Below are 18,599 nucleotides of genomic sequence, written 5' to 3' on the forward strand. Positions count from 1 at the left end.
GGCGATCCTGTGTGCAGTCACCATCTGTACCTGGCCCCAGCAATGCCGCGATTGCCGTAGCTGCTGCCGAAGTTGCCGAGGCTCGTGGAGGCGGCGACCTCGCCATAGAGGGAGTATTTGTTGTCCCCCCAATCATAGGTTCCGCCCAACCCGAGCTCCCCGGTCGAGGAGGCGTTGCGGCTGACAAACCACGTCTCGGCCACGCTCACCCGGGTCCCCCCCAGGAACTCGGCATAGAGATTGGCGATGCCATAGAGCTTGAGGCGTTCGGCGTTGCCATGCGCGTCCTTCCACGCCTTCTCCCAGCCGGCCGAGATGCCGAACCGGGCACGGAGGCTGTCGCCCTTGTCGGGCGAGACCCTCGCCCCGAACCGGTCGGTAAAGCCATCGAATGTCACGGAGGAATAGATCAGCTGCGCCTGCGGCGTGACCGTCCAGCTCCTGGCGATGTGCAGGTCTTGGCCCATCTCGAGCGAGAACGCGTAACCGAAGCCGGTGTTGTTGTGGGCGATGAGGCCGGCCTGATCGGACCACAGATTGCTGTTGAACCAGGTCGCCCGTCCCTGGGCATCGACATAGAAGCCATGGCGGCCATACCAGGTCAGGGTCGGACCGATGCCATAGGCATCGGCATTGATGGAGCCGTCGGCGTGCGGCGAGACCAGCCTGGCGCTGGCATTGCCGTACTGGCCAGTCACGCCGAGGATCAGGCGATCGCCAAAGGTGGATTCATAAAGAAGCCCATCGACGCCTGCCTGAACCTGCCATTGGTCCACGTCGCGGTTCACGCTCGCCGTCGAGAGGGCTGGCTGGACATGATCATGGCGTCCCTCCGTGCGGAGCCAGAAGCCACCCCCCTCGATGGTGGGGTCCTTCTCGCAACCGAACGGACGGGCCGTCCGATCGGAGGCGTCGGCCGCGTCTCTTCTTTCCCGGTCGTCGCACCAGTAACGATTGCCCACCCGCTGCTGCAGCGTTGGCAGGCCAATCAGGCCGAGCAGCACCTGCGGATAGGCCTCAGCCACCGGCACTGTCGGCTGGTAGAGGGGCTGGTACGCCGCTGCTGGAGGCACTGTTGGCGCGGGAGGCACTGTCGGCGGCGTGGGAGGCGGGACTGGCTGGGGGGGCGGGACTGGATTGGGCGGAACGAGTTGCGAGCGCAGGTACCAGTTGCCATCCGCCGCACTGCCGCCGACGCCACCGTGGAAAAGCGTGTAGCCATAGGCCCCGGCGACCACGGCCGGCCGGCCGTCCTTGGTCGTGTACTGCCCGTTGAGCACAAAGACGTCGGGCGCGGACGCGGTTTTGTTCAGGACATCGACGAGCATGATGCCATTGCCTAGCGTGGGCGCGCCCGCGCCGCCGGCGTTGGCGACGCTGATCCGAGTCGCGCCACCGGAGCCAAGGCGCGTCGAATCCACGACGAGCACGTCGCTCAGGCTCTGAGGGCCGCCGGCGTTCAGGACGGTGTCTAGTCTCAGACCACCGCCGTCGGAGATGAAGACGCCGCCCCCGTCAGTACCGGGATGGGTGCCGCCGGTGATCACGAGCACGTCGCCGGCGATCGGGCGCCCCGCTCCGGTGTCGGCCCCCTGGAGCGTGATGATCCCGCGGTTGTCGAACGCCCTGACGCCCAGCAGCTGGCCCTGGGCGACGCCGTTTTGCGTCGTCGGCAGCAGGCTGCCGGCCGGCTGGTAGGCCCCGGTATTGTCGACGCTCTGCGGCCGGTCGACATAGAGCAGCCGCAGGACGCCATTGGCGTTGTTGTTGAAGTCGCCATTGATCTGCGAGACGGCGACATGCTGCACGCCGTTGACATAGTCGCGCGTGTCGAAGGAATTGGGCGAGTTGTTGTTGAAGACGTTGTTGCTGCCCAGCAGCGTGACGTAGCCGATGATGGTGCCATCGTTGTTGATGGTGGTGGTGCCGGAGCGGCTGAGGATGGCCAGGTCGCTGGCGCCGCTGATCCGGCCGCCCGCCTGGTTGTTGATGATTGTCCCGTTGGTGGCGCGCACATCGACCACGGCGGCGGTCAGGCTCGAGGTCGTCGCGTTGCCGGAATTGTTGACGGTCGCCCGTAACGCACCGTCGACCTGCATGGCGCTGCCGGCGGTGCCCGTGGTGGCGCCGGCGGTGGTGATGGTCACGGTGCCGGCGGGGGCGCTGCCGCGAATGCCGGTGGCACCGGTGACGGTGCCGTTGGATGTGACGACGACGTTGCCGCGGTTCGAGACGGCGTTGATGCCGACACCCCGTTGCGAGACGATCGTTGTCCCGGCGCCTGCCGTGACCACGGCATTGCCGGTGCCGGCGGTGGTGGCGTTGAGACCGTTGCCGCCCGTGCCCGTTGTCGTCACGGAGCCGCCCGTCATGCTGATGGTGGCGTTTTGCCCGTTCGCCGCATTGGTGATGGTGGCGAAGGCGCCGTGGCCGTTGCTTCCCTGCGCGGTGACGCTCCCTCCCGAGATCGTCACCAGCGCCCCGCCGAGGCCGGCGTTGTAAGCATAGAGGCCGACGGCGTCGGCGCCCCCTGTCGTGACCGTCGCGTGGTCCGCCAGAGTGACCGTCGCGTCAGCTGAGCTTGCGGTATTAAAGACTTGGGCGAGCGCACCGTGTGACCCGGCCGCTGTCGTGTCGACGCGGCTATTGCCCGAGACGGCAACGGTCGCAGCACCTCTGCCTTGGTTGAGCGCAAAGAGGCCAATTGCACCGGCGGTGACTGTGCCGCCCGTCATCGTCACTCGTGCATCGCGCGCATTCGCACCGTTGGTAATCCAGGCTAGAAGCCCTCTTTGTCCCGCAGTTACCGTCCCACCGTTCATCGTTACTGTGGCAGCGCCACTACCCGCCTGCCAAGCGAGCAAACCCACCTGCCCCGCCCTGACCGAGCCACCCGTCATGATGACCGACATGTCCCCCTTTCCCGCTCCCGCCAATTGATTGCCCGCCCACAGACCGTGCTTGCCGGCAACGATCGTACCGTTGTCGAGGATCACCGTTGAATTGCCGTTGCCGAAGTCGAAGGCAATGACATCACTGTTGTACGGATTGGTAATCGTCCCGACGGTTTTGATGTCGACGACGATATTGTCGTATCCGTCATTCTGGACCACGCCGTTCGGCTGAGATGAAGGCCCGACGACCATGCCCGGGTTGACGATGACGAGCGTCAGGTTATTGGCGAGAGGCCAGAATCCCCAACCCAGACCGCCATAGTAGATGCCACCAGGATAGGAGGCGCCTCCACAGGTGATCGTGGCCGGGTTCGAGGTCGGATGACCGCACTCGTACTGTGCCAACGTCTCGCCGCTGCTTATAGCCAGCAACATGGTGGCCAGCGCAGCAGGCAAGGCTGCGCCGACAGACCGATGGCAGAACTGCAACAGTGCGATCGAGAAGGGGCGATGAATCGATAATTTGTTCCGCATCAATAAAGATGAGCACGCCCTCATTCAAAATGATGCTTATAATCGGTCAGTCCTTGTTGAAATCGGTCAAGATTTTTGATCGGGCGCCGCTGGCAGCGGCCGCGTCCCGGCCTCCTCTGTCGGGGCGCAAAGATTGGCAAGGCCGGCCTCAACAGAACGGCGCTTCATCCGAGCTCTGTCAGTCAACGTCTTATTTGCGCCGCCGCTTGTAGACCGAGGGTGTCGCGTCAAGGGCGCTTGAAGACCGTCGTTAAATGGGCGTACTCGAAAAACCCGCAACAAATTGCGATCTGACATACGCGTCCGGCGTAGGTCGCGGGCTGGTTGGATTATTTGGGCGGCCAGCGCTTGAGCAGTTCCGGACTTTCTTTGTACATGCGGACGATTTTGATCAGGTTTTCGATACCGAAGACGGTGAACGCCCGGACGCCGTCATCTCGGACGCGATGGACCCAGCTGGCGCAGGACGAGGGCGAGTTCGCCAAGGTGAAGGCCAACCCGGAGCTGATCCCCAGCCTGGTCGACGAAGCGATCCGCTGGATGACGCCGGTGAAGCATTTCATGCGCTCGGCCACCGCGGATACCGAGCTCGGCGGCCGCAAGATCGCCAAGGGCGCCGTCGTGGTGCTACCGGCGCAGACGGTAAGCATTAGTAGCCCCAGCACCAGTGTCGGCATCGCGCTCCCGCGTCAAGACGCGAAGCCGAGCGCCTTCGCCGTAGCGAAAAGATTGGCTCGTGAAGAGCGCGATTTTGTTGAAACATTCAAGTGATCTCACGCACGGGTTCATCGCGATTTTGGCGGGCCACGCGCCAATAATCCGTGTTAGCGGGATAAGAAGATCAACCTTTCCTAGGGCGCCACGAACACGCCTTCGCTCAGAGAAACAGCTACATTGCCACGGCGACTAGGCCTTGAGCCAAAGCAATTTCAACAACCCCTCCTGCAAAACCGCGCTTGTGGCATTTTCTGCCATCTCCTGCTCTTGCAGGTCCCCGCAACCACTTCTGTCATAACTCACTCACCGTCCCGGTCTAACCATCGGGGCGGTGTTTGCGTTTGCGCCGGCTTGAATGCCTAGAGACCACCAGGGCGGTCATGGCTGCACCCCCGCTGAACCTGAGTTCAGTCAAGACCTGGGCAGGCCTATTTTAGAGGTTTGAGGCGCGCCCCGCCATTCGAGTTACAGCTGTTCCTCGGCTCAACACTTCGTCCCCTCCCGCCCGGCAGAAGCCGAATTCGGCAGGCAAATACCTGCTGCAACCACGATCAAACGGCCTTAAGTTCCATGCGTGCTGCGAGGAGGCTAGCTAGAGCCAAGCTTGATATTGCCACTACATGGATTCCGCCGTCGTAGTAGAACAGCATCGTATGAGCCCACCAGGCTCCCAATGCACCACCTGCCATCTGCATCGCGCTGAATAGCGACGAAGCAGTGCCACTGAGCTCTGCGGAGTCGCTCATTGTGCGCGCGATGATCACCGGCAGGACCACACCTTGAAGCACCGCATAAGCTGCCATGCAGATCACGTTGCCGGGGGAGAGGACTTGCCCATTGGCGAGCCACCACAGCGAGAACAAGGCGCACAGCATTTGGGCCGTGAGCGGAAGCAGAATCCTGCTACCTTGCACCATCCTCGGCCATCTTCTGACCACGAGCGCTCCGAGAATGAAGAAGGGGGTTAGAAGACTGAGAGCGATGCCAAACCTGATTGGCTCATAAAGATCGAGCCTCTTGGCCAAGTCCGGAGCATTTGCCATGTAGGCGCCAAAAGCCATGCAATAGACGCCGCCCAGCGCCGCGCCCCAGACCACGGTGTGCGTCTTGAAACAAGTCGCAAACGCATCCCTGACACGAATCGAACTTGGAATAACGCGGTCGCGGCGAATCCCGGAGTAGGAGAGTGCAAGCAAAAACAGGGTGACCAGAAGTGTAAGGACAAAGGGAGCCCGCCATCCCCAGGCGCTGGCGAGTGCTCCGCCGGCAAGCGGGGTCAGTATGGGCGCGACTGAGATCCAGACCGAACACAAAGCTACCGCTCTGGTCAACTCATCGCCGTCAAACCAGTCCCGCAGGATCGACCGCGAATTGATCAAGCATGCTGAAAAGCCGAGCGCCTGAAGGGCTCGTCCGCACACCAGCACTTGCCAGGTCGTGGCGAAGATGCAGAGTAATGTTCCAGCCGTACCGAGAAGAGCTCCCCATAACACGGTCTGAAAGCGGCCCGAGCGATCGCTTGCGGCTCCCCAAGTTAATTGCCCAACTGCCGAGAACAGCAGATACGTGGATATGGCCACAGCGCCCTGGTCGGATGGGAACAGATACGAAAAGAGCGGGACGGCCGGCACGCATATGTACGCAGCCAACTGAGAAAACGAGGCGAAGAATACCGAGCAACCGAGTATCCAGCCGTAGGACGTCGATGTGCGGGGTAACTTCGCTACGATGGTCTTTTCATCAGGTATGTGCGCAGGATTGACTTGATAGGGCATGCCCATACGTCACCGCGCCGGTGCGTCGAACGTCGCGTCCAGAAGTTTCGCAAAATACGGGAATCTTGCAACGATCCGCCACGTGATGGTCGACAGCACCAGCGACCCCTTCGGGAACATCGATTTGATGACCGCGAAGACCTTTCCGTAGGGCATGCTCGTTCGGAAGCGTCCGGCGAGGATGGCTTCGATGACCCGTGAGGCCGCGGCGTCTTCCGACATCATCGGAAAATTGCGCAGCTTGATATTCCGGCTAGTCATTGGCGACTTGACCAAAGGAAGATGGAGAATCCCAAAGAGAATACCTTTCCCGAGCAACTCCGCCCGCAACGCCGTAAAAAACTGATCGAGAGCCGTCTTGCTCGCGGAATAGCTCGCGTATTCTGCTACATCCATCTCGGAAGAAATCGAGGAAAGCGCGACAACATGGCCACCGCCTCGCTCGATCATGCCGGGCAATAGCGATCGCAGGAGAGTTACGGCCGACAGAAAATTGACTTGCGTCATTCGCTTGGTCTCTTCGGCTTGTGCGGACATCTTGAGGAATTCCCTGGCTACTGAAAGGCCCGCGGCGTGAATGAAGACGTCGGGAATCCACTTGCCGCGGGAGAGCTCCGTCAGCGCCTCCGAGATCGCGACATCGTTCAGGAGATCGCATTCAATGAAACGCAACCTTTCGGCTCCCGGACTCCCGAGGCTCGCGCGAAGTTTCTCGAACGCATCGCGGTTCCTCGCCAGCACGACGATGTTGGCCTTCCGCCGAACCAACTTTCGAGCGATGGCCTTTCCGATTCCCGAAGTACCTCCCGTGAGGAGGACATTTTTGTTCTCAAAATGCGTGGTCGTCTGGTGCCGGCGTTGAATGGTGCGGCCCGCTTGCCATGCCCGCCACAGCCTCGGCGCGTAATCAGGCAGCTCCGGCGAGGCGATCCCCATAGAGCAGAGACGCCGGGAGGTCTCTTTGTTGACAAACTGAGTGGGCTGCCTCAGCTCCTTGAGCAGGTTCGTCGGGACATCCAGTTCACCCAACGCGTCCAGGAGCTCGTTCTTAAGCCTATCCAATACTCGGTCGTGCCGCGTGAACTCGCTAAGCCACGTCAGAATGTGGGAAGAGCCAGTCGGCACCACGAATCCATCATGGTCGGCGGACTTGATAAAAATTTCTAGGATGTCATCTACGCTGTAGCTCGTGTCTTCAAAAACATGATGCACGGCCAGGCCCGTATTGGCTTGCGCAACCAGCGAGGCGATCACCCGGGCGGCGTGGTCCACTGGGCAGATGGGTATGTTTGCCCAACCGATTGACGGAAGGGGCATTCCTGATGGCAAGTACCTGAGTGCACCATTCAGGGCCGGAAAGAACTTATAGATGCCGTCGGCCTTGAAGTAGCTGCCGGTCTGCGTATCTCCAACCAGCACACCCAGACGAAAGATATTCGCCGCAGGGAATTGCGCTTCGCGGATCAAGCCTTCCGCCTGATGCTTCGTCCTTCCGTAGTTGTTGCTCCACTTCTTGGCTTCCCGGAAGTGCGATTCTGTCCAGACGCCGGGATACTCCCCCGCCACAGCGATTGTGCTGATGAGATTGAAGGACGCCGCGCCTATGCGCCGCGCCAACGCAATGGCATTGGCCGTACCGGTGACGTTTGTGTCGAAGCACTTGTTCCAATCATCCTGGTCGAGGTCGTAGTGCGCGGCACAGTGAATGACGTGAATCTCACAATCACGAAACTCCCGAAACGCCTCCATCGGGACACCACAATGGTCCGCTTGCAACTGCGTGGAGAGAACCGTGAGATGCGCGGGCACCACATTCCGGGAACGCAGCCACGCTAGCACAGATTCCGGCTCCGAGTTGCCAACAAGCGCAAAGATATGCCGCGCAGGGGTGCGGCACGCCAGCTCGAGCAAAAGCTGCTTCCCGAGAAAACCAGACGCTCCCGTGACCACAAACACACGCTTCATTTGATCTACTCGGCGTAGGAGATGTTCGCGAAGATCTGATCGAGGATGCGCCGCATCGTATAGTCTTCTTGCAGAACCTTCAGGACCTCGACATAGAGCCCCTCGGTACGGCGCACCAGTTCTGATTTGGCGGCCGGCTCCAAGGCGCGAGTCTCGACCAGTTGCCGGCGAAGCGCGTGAAGCAGCGCGAGCTGTTGTTCTTCACCCGAGCGCTGATTAATCCAATTCAGAACGAAGCGGCGGCTTTGCGAGGTGAAACCTCGTGCGGCGGCCAGGGCGAGGCATGCATGCTCGATGATGTCGCGGCAGATAAATTCAACCAACCCATAAACGGCAGGATCGGACGATTTAGCGTCCTCGAGCGATTCCCTCGCGAGGATGATGCGCTTGATCGCCAGGTAGAGCGGAAGGGATTGGACGCGGAAATCGTTCCGGAATTCATCGATCACGGCCTCGCCTTCGACGACGATCCCTGTCCGCAGCCGATGTAGGAACCGCAGGCTGTAATTGTCGATCATCGGCATCTTCGTCATGCCTCGCCCTAAGGCAGCATCCGCGGCAATCTTGTCCAGAGACTTGGCGACGTGGTCGTAGTCTTCTCGCAAGACCACTTCGACGTTGATCTCAACGCCGTCGAGATAGACCAGCGTTTCCAACGATTTTCCGGATTCAATCCGAAGGTTGTCGCTCAGATCGACCTCATCTCGAGAGACGTAGCTCAAGACCAACAGGTCAATATCGGACGACGTAGTGGCGTAACCCTCGGCCACGGATCCCACCAACAAGATGCCGACGTCGTCTATCGAACCCGTCAATTGGCGGGAGACTTTCTCTAGGCTGAAGCCCTTCTTCTGGAATAGCTCAAGAAGGTTATCCGAATGCCGAAGCTCATTGATGAAGCTTTCGGTCCGCGCTGTGTCTTTCATTGCTGCAACTCCTTCGGGGTTCACCAAGCGCGCCGGGCTCGACCAATCCCGCATGTCACCTCTAGGCTTCGTTCTGTGAAGAGACGACTTGGTCGGCCGCCCGCGCCTTACGAAATGGACTAGATCAGGTTCATGGCACTAAGCGTTCTCGCAAGGCTTGGAATTGGCCATGGCCGCGATGTCGCAACAAAGACAGACCGTTTCATGTCGGGCCGAAACGCGGCTTTGTGCGCTGATATTCCCGAAAGATTGTAGATGTGGCTGCCTAGCTTGGCTCCAGCAAGGAGCGCAATGGCGAGGTAAATATTCTCTGACTTGCCATCTCTCATCGAACCCATGTCCGGGCATAAGCCCAGCGAGAACAAGTCGACTTTCTCCCGCTTGAGCTGGGCGATGATATGCGCATGAATTGCGTAGTCGGCGTTCTTCGGAGAGGTTGCGACGCCGCGGTTAATATTGGAATGGTAACCAAGAAGGGCGCCATCCTTCCACATTTCATCTATCGTGATGAAATGTACCATCTCAGAGCGGCTGTCGCGCATCGCAAAGACCCGCTGCCCCATATTGGCTCGTAATAGCGGTTGGGTAATCAGCCGATTTTCGGGCCGCGATAATGACTTACGTGAGAGCCAGTCTTGCGAGACGCTGTCGACTTCCAGCCACGCGCCGGAAGCCGGATCGACTTCTTCAATGGAATAGCCGTTGGTCTCGCATCTCCGGATGGCATTGCGGATATTCTGTTTTTTGGGCCCGGCGAGTTCGTAGGTGGTGAGGTCAACAAGGGCCTCCCATCCGATACAGTTGGTATAGAAGCCGTGAGCCTTCAGAACCTTCGCGAACACCTCCCCCACGTTGAGGAAGATCACATCCTCTGACTGATTCAGAAATTCAATGAGGATACGCTCCCAGCATTCGACATCAGCTAGTGGCTCCCCCAAAACTAAGCGGGTCGAGCTACCGTAAGATTTATGTTCGTCGTAACAAAGGCCGCCGTGTTCATCCCCATAGAACCTGAGCCGGGGCTGGGCCAACGAGCACGCAAGCGAAAAATCGCCGTACTTCCGCACGAGCCCACCAAGAGTTCCGCCGCGATCTTCCATGGCCTCTCCTTTAAGAAACCCTTGCTCGCCAGAGCCGGTGGTGATCCACAATCTGCGCGGAAGCGCTCGCCAAGGCTTCCAACTGACGAATATTCTGATTGACGCGCCCTGAATCGAAGCCTGCGGAGACAAAGGTCTGTATCATCCTCGCGTGAGCTTCACCCGGCTCCTTCTTGGGTAGCTCGAACTCCAACGCCTTGCCGTCAACTATTCCGTAGATGTGCGGGCGAGCGGGGCCGTTTCGCGACATCCCAAAGATGGTGCGCAAATCCAACTCAAAACCCTGACCTGCGACCGCCAAACGAACCTCGTCGTGCGCAACATTGGCCTGCCAAGCTGTCTTCATCGCAACATCTGCGCCTGCCGCCGTCCTGAACTTCAGCTCGGCAGCAACATCGACGTCGACCAAACCCGACGAATGCCCCAACTGGCTCCCGTACCAGGACGCAAACTTGCCTTGGGCACCGTCGGCCGACGCAAGGAAGGAGAATTTCGCGTTCGTGAGCGTCATCTTGGGATAGTCGAGTAGCGCCAGGATGCATTCCAGCAAGTGCCAGCCGAGATCTACGGAAGACCCTGCTACGGCATGCTGCGATTCTGTCAGCCAACGCGAGGAGGGAATGCCGTTACCACGAATCCAGTGCGCCGCGACTGACTGGATGCGAGCGGCGCCGTGGCCATGGACCAAGCGCTTGAATTCCTCAAAGTGGGGATCAAAAATTGACGCGCAGCTACGCAGAAGCTGGGAACGTGACGCCGTTGAGGTCACTCCAAGCCGCGATGCCTCGTCGCATGAAAAGCAAACGGGCTTTTCGATGACTGTGGACACACCCCTGCTCAAGAGAGCGTGCGCGTGTTCAACATGCATGGCGTTGGGGGAGGCGACGATCGCGATGTCGACATCGTCTGGCTCGAGTTCATCCAGGCCGTGGACGGTCCGGAGCGAAGCGGAACGCTCGCCTTGATTGGCTGCGAACGGATCAATGCAGCAGAAGCGTGATACTCCCGCACGCTGAAGGTTGGGTAACCAGATGTCGGTTACCACCCACCCTCGACCTATGAAGACCACGCTGCGCGTCATGTTGAAACCAGCGCTTCCCGGACGACAATTGCGACGGTATCGGCAAAGCGCTCGATCAGATCCGGCGAGGCCAGGAACATCCGGTGATGGAGACAGAAGCCGGTTTCGGCGATCCGAATGGCATTCTGGCAACGTTTTGCTAAACCCTCTGGCGACGCGCCCGGCTCCGCCTGCTGCCAATACGACTTCAAGGTGAAGAGGGGAGGATAGAGCCGGTTGGCGGGGATACCGAGCGCCTGGAGATCGTGAACCACCCTGTCTCTCAATTCCGCCCCCGGCAGATCCGTTTGGAGCCGCGCCTGGACGAGATACTCGGAGCATTCGCTGCCTTCGCCAGCGGATTTCTGGAATACGAGCGGCTCGCATCGTTCAAGGCGCTTGCGAAATCGCGCAGCGTTATCGCGCCGGATGCGGCTTTGCTCTTGGAAGCGCTTGAATTGCCCGGCGAGCACGGCGGCAGAAAATTCATTCATGCGGGTAGTTCGATCCGATCTCACGATGATCGTAGCCAGTCTCCCCCAGTCCGCGACCGCAATTGTGTACGAGCTGCGCGCGTTTGTAGGCCTCGTCGGAGGCAAAAATTACCGCGCCGCCTTCACCTGCCGGCAGCAGCTTTGAGTTCTGGAAGCTGTAACAAACCGCCTCGCCATACGCGGAGACTGACGAGCCACCAAAGCGAATGCCCGGTCCATGCGCCGAGTCCTGAATCGTGACAGCACCAAGATCCCGGGCGCTCTTGCCGTGCGCCTCAAGGTCCGCAGGAATTCCCGCATAGTGGACTGGCATCACCGCGCCGATTGGAATTTCTGCGGGGATGTCTCGCCATTCCGTTGAAAGCGTCCATGTGTCGGGGTCCACATCCGCCACAACGGGATAAGCCCCATGCCTTTGGATGCTTGACATGGACGAATTAAAGGTTAGCGCTGGTACGACTACGCCGCAGCCGCGCGGCACCCCCGTCGCTGTCAACGCGAGTTCAAGGGCATGCGTGCCGCTGGAGACAGCAACAACATTCCGCGCGCCCTCGAGTGCGGCAAGCTGTTTTTCGACCTCAACAACAAATCGCCCTTCGTTGCGCCACCACTTCCCACTACTCAATACCTCGTTGAGGGCGCTCTTCTCATCCGAACCGAAGCGTGGCCATTCGATATTGTCGAATTTCATGCGATCCTCACTGCGGCTGGAAGGCCATCTTGTTGTAGGATGGACAGTTGGAAAACGAGCCCCATAAGCGGCTCGCTTGCGTCGATAGTTCTATGGGCTAGGCGGTAGATGGCCTCCCGCCGCTTCAGCAACTCGCGCGCCTGTTGCTCAAGGGAGGTTGCTGAGAACATCACGCGATCGCCACTCATTAGCCGCTCGATCAGGATCTTGTGCTCGCATTCGAGGTAGACGCATAGATGCTTCGAAAGGAGGAGATGCCTGCCAGCTTCCCATGCGCCGCCGCCAAGAGCGAGAATACCTTCCTGCCTAGAAGAAAGTTCATCAACGAGCGCAGCCTCACGCCAGCGGAATTCTTGCCAACGCCGCTCAGACGGAGCAGGCCCAAGGATATCGCCATGGCGCTCGCGAAGGATCTCGTCGGTATCGTATCTCGGCAGGCCTTTTGCGCCAGCATATGCACGTGCCAGCGCTGACTTTCCGCAACCAGGCATTCCTACCAGCACGATCATGCTGACAGTCTCGCGTTGACTTGCTGAACAATGTCAGCGAGTGGCTTATGCCCGTCGAGCTGAATAATGCCGTGGATCTCTTCCATCTTCGTTCGATGGACCGACTGCATCCAAGATAACTTCTCCTCCGTGGCCTGCGCACCGAGGGAGGCGATCATCCAGTCGGCACGATCACGCAGGCGATCCACTGCAACAGAGGGCTCAACGTTCAAATAGAATAGCGTTTCCGGCACAGGATACTGTGCGAGCAAGAAGTCGAACAACTCGCGATCCGAGCAGATGTCGTTCTGGTAGATGGCAAACGCAGGAAACCATCTGTCGAACAGCAGCTTCTGAGGCGGTGCTGCGCTCGTCGCCATGCAGGCAAGCTGAACCAATCCATCGACGATGTACGTTTGGTGCCTAAATTCGTCTTCGAACGTTGTGCGGATGAAGGACGACGCGTCACCCTGAGCGCTTGGCGGGTTCGCGCTCTTGAACGCGGCGAGACTTGCCGCACTCAAGCGGCAGCACCGGACCGCGCGGCTTTGTTGTGCCGAAAGCGCCGTGCAGATGCTCGTTTTGCCCGAGCCGTCCACGCCCTCGATCGCGAATATCTCAGCATCCGGTAGCCGGAACCGGGCCGGTGAGATGTTCGCGACAGGGCGGTGCGGATCGGACCGCCGATCCGACAGGTTCACGTGCTGGCCAACGAGGTCGAGAACGATTTGGACGATTTGGTCGAGGGATTTTCCTCGAGTATCCACCTCAACGCACGTCCGGTCACGTTGAAAGAGATCAACGTATTTCGCATCGAGGTGCCGAAGGAATGATCGGGTTTGGTCGGGCCCCAGCTGCTTAACCAACCAGTCATCGGCCGCAACCAGCCTTGATGCACAGATATCCGGATCGCCTCGTAGGAACAGCGTAAGATCGATAGGTGGCAGTTTGTCCTTGAGAAACTCGCATCGTGCATCGAATTCCACCGGACCGTTGCTGTATGCCTTGAAGGTCTGCCACCATCGGTCGTGGAGGACGACATCGTAGGACTGGTAGTCAGAGCGGAGATAGTGAGGACGAACAACACCCTCGGTGAGAAAGCATTGTGTCTTCGTTCGCCGAGATACCCGTGTCCAATATGCTTGGGGGCCTTCGCCGACATGTTCGCCAAACCGCTTGAGCAGGTCCAGCGTGACCGGTGCAAACGCCTCCGAGAGCACGCCATAATCCCTACCAAGCGTCTCACGCACACGCGCAATGACAGAGCTCTTGCCGACGCCGTCGATACCCTCGAAGGCGATACGGAACGGTCCGGTTCGTTCGTTAAGCACCGAACGCCCCCAACTTGACAGCTTCCCTCAACGCTCCCGCCAAAGGCGCGTTGCTGCCGAATGCAGAACTTCGGATAGCGGGCGTCCATGCGGAGCGGTCGAGGATCGCGTTCACCTCGCGGCGAACGCAATCAGTAGCGTCTTGGCGAGTTTCCAACAAACGGCCGCCAAGGGTTATTTGGCAAGCCGGGAGAATCTGCGCTAAATTTGAAATCATCAGTGCCAGCTTACTTAAAAGGCCGTCGAGCGCCTCGTCCGTGGTGCGGGAGGCTTGCCACTCGGCCTGCAGGCAACCCCGTTTGCCGCATTTGCAGGGCGCCCCCGATGGATCGACGATGATGTGACCGAGTTCGGCATTTAAGGGGCCGAGGCGCACGATTTCGCCGTCGACGACGATCGCCCCGCCCACGCCCGTGCCAAAATGAAGGGACACATAGGCTCGCCCGCGATCCTCGCCGGCGTCCGCCAGAGCCGCTGCTTCGCCGTCGCCGATACATCGTACGGCGCATCCCAAGAGCTGTTCAAACTGGACGACGAGCGGAAAATCCCGCCAATACGGTCTATTTGGCCACGATGTGACGATGCCGGCGTCATCGACGCTGGGTGCCACGCAGACGACGGCAGTTCCCTGGAAGGATATCGCGCGACGCGCGAGCACATCAGCGATAATAGCGAATTCGCGGTTCGGATCTCCCAGCAATGGGATTTCGATCCGAGTGGGTTTGGGCAACGACACGTCATTCGACAGGCAATACGCAAACTTGGTCGCGCCAAGATCGAGGGCGAGGTATCTTGAGTCGGCTCTTGTCATCGAGCGTCGTCCGCTTCTGGACGAATGGCTTGCTCGATCGCGGAGACCGCGAGCGTATAGGCGGCTACGCCCAAGCCGGCGATCATGCCGTTCATCACGTCCGCCAGGACGGAGCGGGTCCTGAACGCTTCGCGCGCGAAGATGTTGGAGATGTGAATCTCGATCTTGTAGCCCGCGAAGTCCTCGAGGCAGTCTCGTAAGGCCCAACCGCTCATCATCAGGGCACCGGGATTGATAATCAATCCGCGCGCGTCGCGGTGCGCGTCGACAAACCGAATGATCTCTCCTTCGATGTCGCTTTGAAAGGTCTTTAGAGATAGTCCACTCGCTTCAGCTCGCCGATGGACCTTCTCTTCGATCTGCCGCAAGGTGACATAACCATAGATCGCGGGCGCGCGTTGGCCTAGAGCGGTTTCCAGTTGAGGTGAATCGGAACAGTCAAAGGGGATTCCCACGGGCACGCAAATCAGATTCGGTGTTGCCCGCGACAACATGCGGGGCATGCGATGGCGAAGGGATACTCCAAGGACCTCAGGGTGCGTGCGGTTGAGCTTGTTGAGTCCGGCGAAAGCGCACGTGAGGCTGCGCGCATTCTCAATCTCGGCGCTTCGACTACGATCCGATGGATGGATCGTTGGAGGAAGACCGGAAACGTTGAGGCCAAGCCCGGCACCGGGCACAGCCGCTCGCCGTTGGAGCAGCACAAGCAGTGGCTGATCGAGCTGATCGCCGCGGAGCCGGACCTGACGCTCGAGGAGATCCGCGCGCGTCTGCGCTCTCAGAGAAAGCAAAAGGCCGGCATCGGTTCGATCTGGCGTTTCTTCGACCGTCACAGCATCACCTTCAAAAAAAACACTGCACGCCGCCGAGCAGGATCGACCTGACGTCGCTGCCGAGCGTGCCGCGCTGAAAGCCGAGCAGCCCAAGCTGCGTGCACCGCGCCTCATCTTTATCGACGAGACTGCGGTCACGACGAAGATGGTCCGGCACTATGGGCGCTCTCCTCGCGGTGAGCGCCTCGTCTCTGGCGTGCCCCATGGTCACTGGAAGACGCTGACGCTTGTCGCCGCGCTGCGCATCGATGGCCTCACGGCGCCCTATGTCATCGACGGTGCAATGGATGGGCCCTCGTTCCTGGCTTATGTCGAGCAAGTCCTGGCGCCGACCTTGCGCAAGGGCGACATCGTCTTCATGGACAACTTGCGCACTCACAAGATCGCCGGTGTCCGCGAGGCGATCGAGGCTGTCGGCGCCCGCGTGCGTTATCTGCCGGCCTACTCGCCCGACCTCAATCCAATCGAACAGGCCTTCTCCCGGTTGAAAGCTGCGCTGCGCAAAGGCGCCACCCGCACGGTCCAAGCCCTGCTCAAACTCATCGGCAAACTCGTCAAGTCGTTTGCGCCGCAGATGTGTGCCAACTACTTTAGGCATGCTGGATACACCAGATGATCCACATCATGTGGAAAATGCTCTAGCCGCGCAAGATTGGGACCGTTGATCAGGATGACGTCAGACATACCGACCGCCTCCGCAGCAATCCAGGAGAAGCTCGATGTCCGCAATGATGCGGCGAACGCAGCCTCGTGGAAACAACTCCGGCTGGCCGGGCCAGCGCACGGGCAAGAACCTCACGCTGGCCCCCTGAGCGGCCTTGAGGTCGTTCATGGAATCGCCGACGAACACGCAACGACCCGCATGGCTTCCGGTCGTCGCGATGATGTGATGCAAGCCATCGGCCGACGGCTTCCCAGGCAACGGATCGTCGCCGCATACAATGCCTGAGAACGCGCGTTCCAGCCCGAAATGCTCAAGCAGTAACAAGGTGCGAGCCCGCGCCTTGCCCGTGAATAGACCTAACTTCGTTCCGTTGGCCGCGAGCCCGGTCAGGAGCGACCCCACTGCGGGAAAGAGCCGATTGAGGGACAAGCTCGCGATGCTCTCTTCCTCGAACAGCGCCGGAAGCGACGCCGGCCATTGGAGTTCACGCGTGATGTCCTTGAATGGAATGCCTTGGCGCGCGAGAAGCTCGTGAAATGGGATAACATCGCTAGCTGGGCTCGCTCGCCGGAACGCACGCTCGAAGGCCGAACGCATGGACAGGCTGCTGTCCAGCAATGTTCCATCAAGGTCGAATACGACGAGTTCAGGCACAGCAAACTGGGCGCGCATGTGGGCCATACGAAGTACCACCAGAATTGGAGGAATTATCGAGAGTTGATCGCGTAGAGGATCAACGGCATCGCCTCCTGAATCGGATAGCGCGCGAGAGTCTGCTCGATCGTTTCCTTGACCGCGCTTCGATCGGCCTCCCTCACGACACCGCCCAGGAGGCTTCGAATTAATCCTTCGAGTTCGGCGGCGCGGTCGAAGGGCAGATTCCCGTCTGGCTCCTGCATGAAGGACACCATCTGAGCGACGCTCGCCAACAGCTCTTTGACCGGATCCCTGTCCTCTCGCATGCGAGCTCGGTTGCCGGGCGAAAACGGATTGTTCGCGGCACCGGACGAAGATGTGAGCTCATCGGCTATGGATCGCGCGATAACGGGCGCCATCAGGATTCCGTTCCGGTAGGTGCCGGTCGCCACTAGAACACGGTCGTGGGCCGTTCGCCCGAAAAGTGGACATCCGTCGGAAGTAATCGGGCGGAATCCCGCTCGTGTTTCACGAACCGCCCCAAGCCGAAGATGCACATTCAATTCATTGGCTAGCGAGTGGCAAAGCGCATAAAGTTCGCCCACGGTGGGCTTGGGATCATCGAATTCAGCCGTCTCAAGGCGGTTCGTGGCTCCCAGATATATTCGTCGCCCCGAGAGCGGGACCAAGTGACTGCCACACGCGAAGTCGCGATTGGGGGTCCGCATTACGCCCGCGAATGCAAGAGGCGCTTCGACGATTGCGCTCGAACCGCGTCCGCCCAACATGACGAGCTTTTGACCGACGCCAACGTCGAGCCAGGGTAGCAACCGCAATGTATTAACGCCGGCGGCAACGACGATTTCTTTGGCATCGAGGACGGCTCCACGATCCGTCTTCACCTGAACGCGGCGTGTGTCGGCTTCGATTGAGACGACCGTCTCATCAATCACGGTGATGGAACGGTCCAGCGAAATTGCCTTGCCGAGCGTGTCAAGCAACACTCGGCTTTCGATGTAGCCTTCTTTGGGCAGCGAAAGCACGAGCTGCGGCCGTGAAAGCTTGTGGGGCGCGAGCCCTTGGACGTCTTTCGGTTCGACCCACTCACTGGGTTCCTCCCAGGCATCAGCCTGAGCCTTGATAAAACGAATATTCTCGACATCCTGACTGCCGTGATTCGTGGCAACAATGAATGTGCCGCGTCCCACGCGCCCGTCGCTGGAAGCACGCTCGGCGACCGAGCGATACCATGCTTCCCAGACCCTCCCTGATTCGATGCGGAGCTTTGCCTCCTCTTGATCAGCAAGCGTCCACTTGTCTTTGCAGAACTCGGCGAATGACCCGAGCATGGCGCCGGCCGCGTGACTTGCACTTTTCTCTAAGCCTGAGTTTGGGGCAATGAGCGCGACGGAGAGGCGACGCGCTGAAAGTTCGAGAGCTGTAGCTCGGGCGATGACTCCACCACCAGCCACAATTACATCATACTTGGTGTTCAACTTTAGAGCGCCTTTACTTTGAATTGTCATCAAAGTGTTATGCATCTCGTGGATGTGAGTCAAGAGTTGCGTTTTTAGAAGAGTGCAATCTGACTTGCAGCCGGAACATTACCGCAGCATTGCGAGAAGAAAATTCCGTCGCGGCTCGAAAAACAGACCGAACGTTTTCTTCGTCTCGAAACAG

16 protein-coding genes are annotated in these 18,599 nt (G+C 59.6%); 2 read left to right on the plus strand and 14 right to left on the minus strand.

From position 1 onward, the window contains the following. Positions 1-17 precede the first annotated feature (17 nt). Positions 18-3,428 (minus strand): autotransporter family protein, encoded by a 3,411-nt coding sequence (locus ACVIHF_RS00890; protein WP_253610507.1) that lies wholly within the window; start codon positions 3,426-3,428, stop codon positions 18-20. Positions 3,429-3,752: 324 nt separating this feature from the next. On the opposite strand from ACVIHF_RS00890, the gene ACVIHF_RS00895 reads away from it, so the two are divergent. After that, positions 3,753-4,199: a hypothetical protein gene (locus tag ACVIHF_RS00895; protein WP_253610508.1), complete on the plus strand. Its 447-nt coding sequence runs from the start codon at positions 3,753-3,755 to the stop codon at positions 4,197-4,199. A gap of 497 nt (positions 4,200-4,696) precedes the next feature. Here ACVIHF_RS00895 and ACVIHF_RS00900 read toward each other — a convergent pair whose 3' ends face one another. From ACVIHF_RS00900 to ACVIHF_RS00950, 11 genes are all read right to left on the minus strand, one after another. Further along, positions 4,697-5,920: an MFS transporter gene (locus ACVIHF_RS00900; protein WP_253610509.1), complete on the minus strand. Its 1,224-nt coding sequence runs from the start codon at positions 5,918-5,920 to the stop codon at positions 4,697-4,699. Between the two features lie 9 nt (positions 5,921-5,929). Further along, positions 5,930-7,885, minus strand: coding sequence for an SDR family NAD(P)-dependent oxidoreductase (locus ACVIHF_RS00905; protein ID WP_253610510.1), 1,956 nt, complete (start codon positions 7,883-7,885; stop codon positions 5,930-5,932). A gap of 5 nt (positions 7,886-7,890) precedes the next feature. Beyond that, complete coding sequence (locus ACVIHF_RS00910) at positions 7,891-8,811, minus strand: nucleotidyltransferase domain-containing protein (RefSeq protein WP_456791460.1); 921 nt, start codon at positions 8,809-8,811, stop codon at positions 7,891-7,893. Between the two features lie 119 nt (positions 8,812-8,930). Continuing rightward, positions 8,931-9,911 carry a DUF2156 domain-containing protein gene (locus ACVIHF_RS00915; protein WP_253610512.1) on the minus strand — a complete coding sequence of 327 codons (981 nt, stop codon included), beginning with the start codon at positions 9,909-9,911 and terminating at the stop codon, positions 8,931-8,933. Between the two features lie 10 nt (positions 9,912-9,921). Beyond that, a complete protein-coding gene (locus ACVIHF_RS00920) occupies positions 9,922-10,992 on the minus strand; it encodes a Gfo/Idh/MocA family protein (RefSeq protein ID WP_256559080.1) in 1,071 nt (356 codons plus the stop codon). Continuing rightward, the gene (locus ACVIHF_RS00925; RefSeq protein WP_456791461.1) at positions 10,989-11,465 is read right to left on the minus strand and encodes a DegT/DnrJ/EryC1/StrS family aminotransferase; all 477 of its coding nucleotides are present in this window, start codon (positions 11,463-11,465) and stop codon (positions 10,989-10,991) included. Before ACVIHF_RS00925 ends, ACVIHF_RS00920 begins: the two co-directional genes overlap by 4 nt. Then, positions 11,458-12,156, minus strand: a complete 699-nt coding sequence (locus tag ACVIHF_RS00930) for a DegT/DnrJ/EryC1/StrS family aminotransferase (RefSeq protein ID WP_456791462.1) — start codon at positions 12,154-12,156, stop codon at positions 11,458-11,460. The genes ACVIHF_RS00925 and ACVIHF_RS00930 overlap by 8 nt, the downstream gene beginning before the upstream one ends. After that, positions 12,153-12,665 (minus strand): shikimate kinase, encoded by a 513-nt coding sequence (locus tag ACVIHF_RS00935; RefSeq protein WP_253610515.1) that lies wholly within the window; start codon positions 12,663-12,665, stop codon positions 12,153-12,155. Before ACVIHF_RS00935 ends, ACVIHF_RS00930 begins: the two co-directional genes overlap by 4 nt. Beyond that, complete coding sequence (locus tag ACVIHF_RS00940) at positions 12,662-13,975, minus strand: hypothetical protein (RefSeq protein ID WP_253610516.1); 1,314 nt, start codon at positions 13,973-13,975, stop codon at positions 12,662-12,664. The genes ACVIHF_RS00935 and ACVIHF_RS00940 overlap by 4 nt, the downstream gene beginning before the upstream one ends. After that, the gene (locus tag ACVIHF_RS00945) at positions 13,968-14,786 is read right to left on the minus strand and encodes an ROK family protein (protein WP_253610517.1); all 819 of its coding nucleotides are present in this window, start codon (positions 14,784-14,786) and stop codon (positions 13,968-13,970) included. Before ACVIHF_RS00945 ends, ACVIHF_RS00940 begins: the two co-directional genes overlap by 8 nt. Next, the gene (locus tag ACVIHF_RS00950) at positions 14,783-15,280 is read right to left on the minus strand and encodes a type II 3-dehydroquinate dehydratase (protein WP_456791463.1); all 498 of its coding nucleotides are present in this window, start codon (positions 15,278-15,280) and stop codon (positions 14,783-14,785) included. Before ACVIHF_RS00950 ends, ACVIHF_RS00945 begins: the two co-directional genes overlap by 4 nt. Before the next feature lie 12 nt (positions 15,281-15,292). Between ACVIHF_RS00950 and ACVIHF_RS00955 the strand changes: the two genes are divergently transcribed. Next, a protein-coding gene (locus tag ACVIHF_RS00955) for an IS630 family transposase (protein ID WP_141343507.1) occupies positions 15,293-16,235 on the plus strand; the annotation gives its coding sequence in 2 pieces (ribosomal slippage) (positions 15,293-15,631 and positions 15,633-16,235; 942 coding nt in all). Between the two features lie 60 nt (positions 16,236-16,295). Here ACVIHF_RS00955 and ACVIHF_RS00960 read toward each other — a convergent pair. Continuing rightward, positions 16,296-16,964 (minus strand): HAD family hydrolase, encoded by a 669-nt coding sequence (locus ACVIHF_RS00960; protein WP_253610519.1) that lies wholly within the window; start codon positions 16,962-16,964, stop codon positions 16,296-16,298. A gap of 26 nt (positions 16,965-16,990) precedes the next feature. Next, a complete protein-coding gene (locus ACVIHF_RS00965; RefSeq protein WP_253610520.1) occupies positions 16,991-18,445 on the minus strand; it encodes an FAD-dependent oxidoreductase in 1,455 nt (484 codons plus the stop codon). Positions 18,446-18,599 lie beyond the last annotated feature (154 nt).

This window comes from Bradyrhizobium sp. USDA 4506, assembly GCF_054058795.1.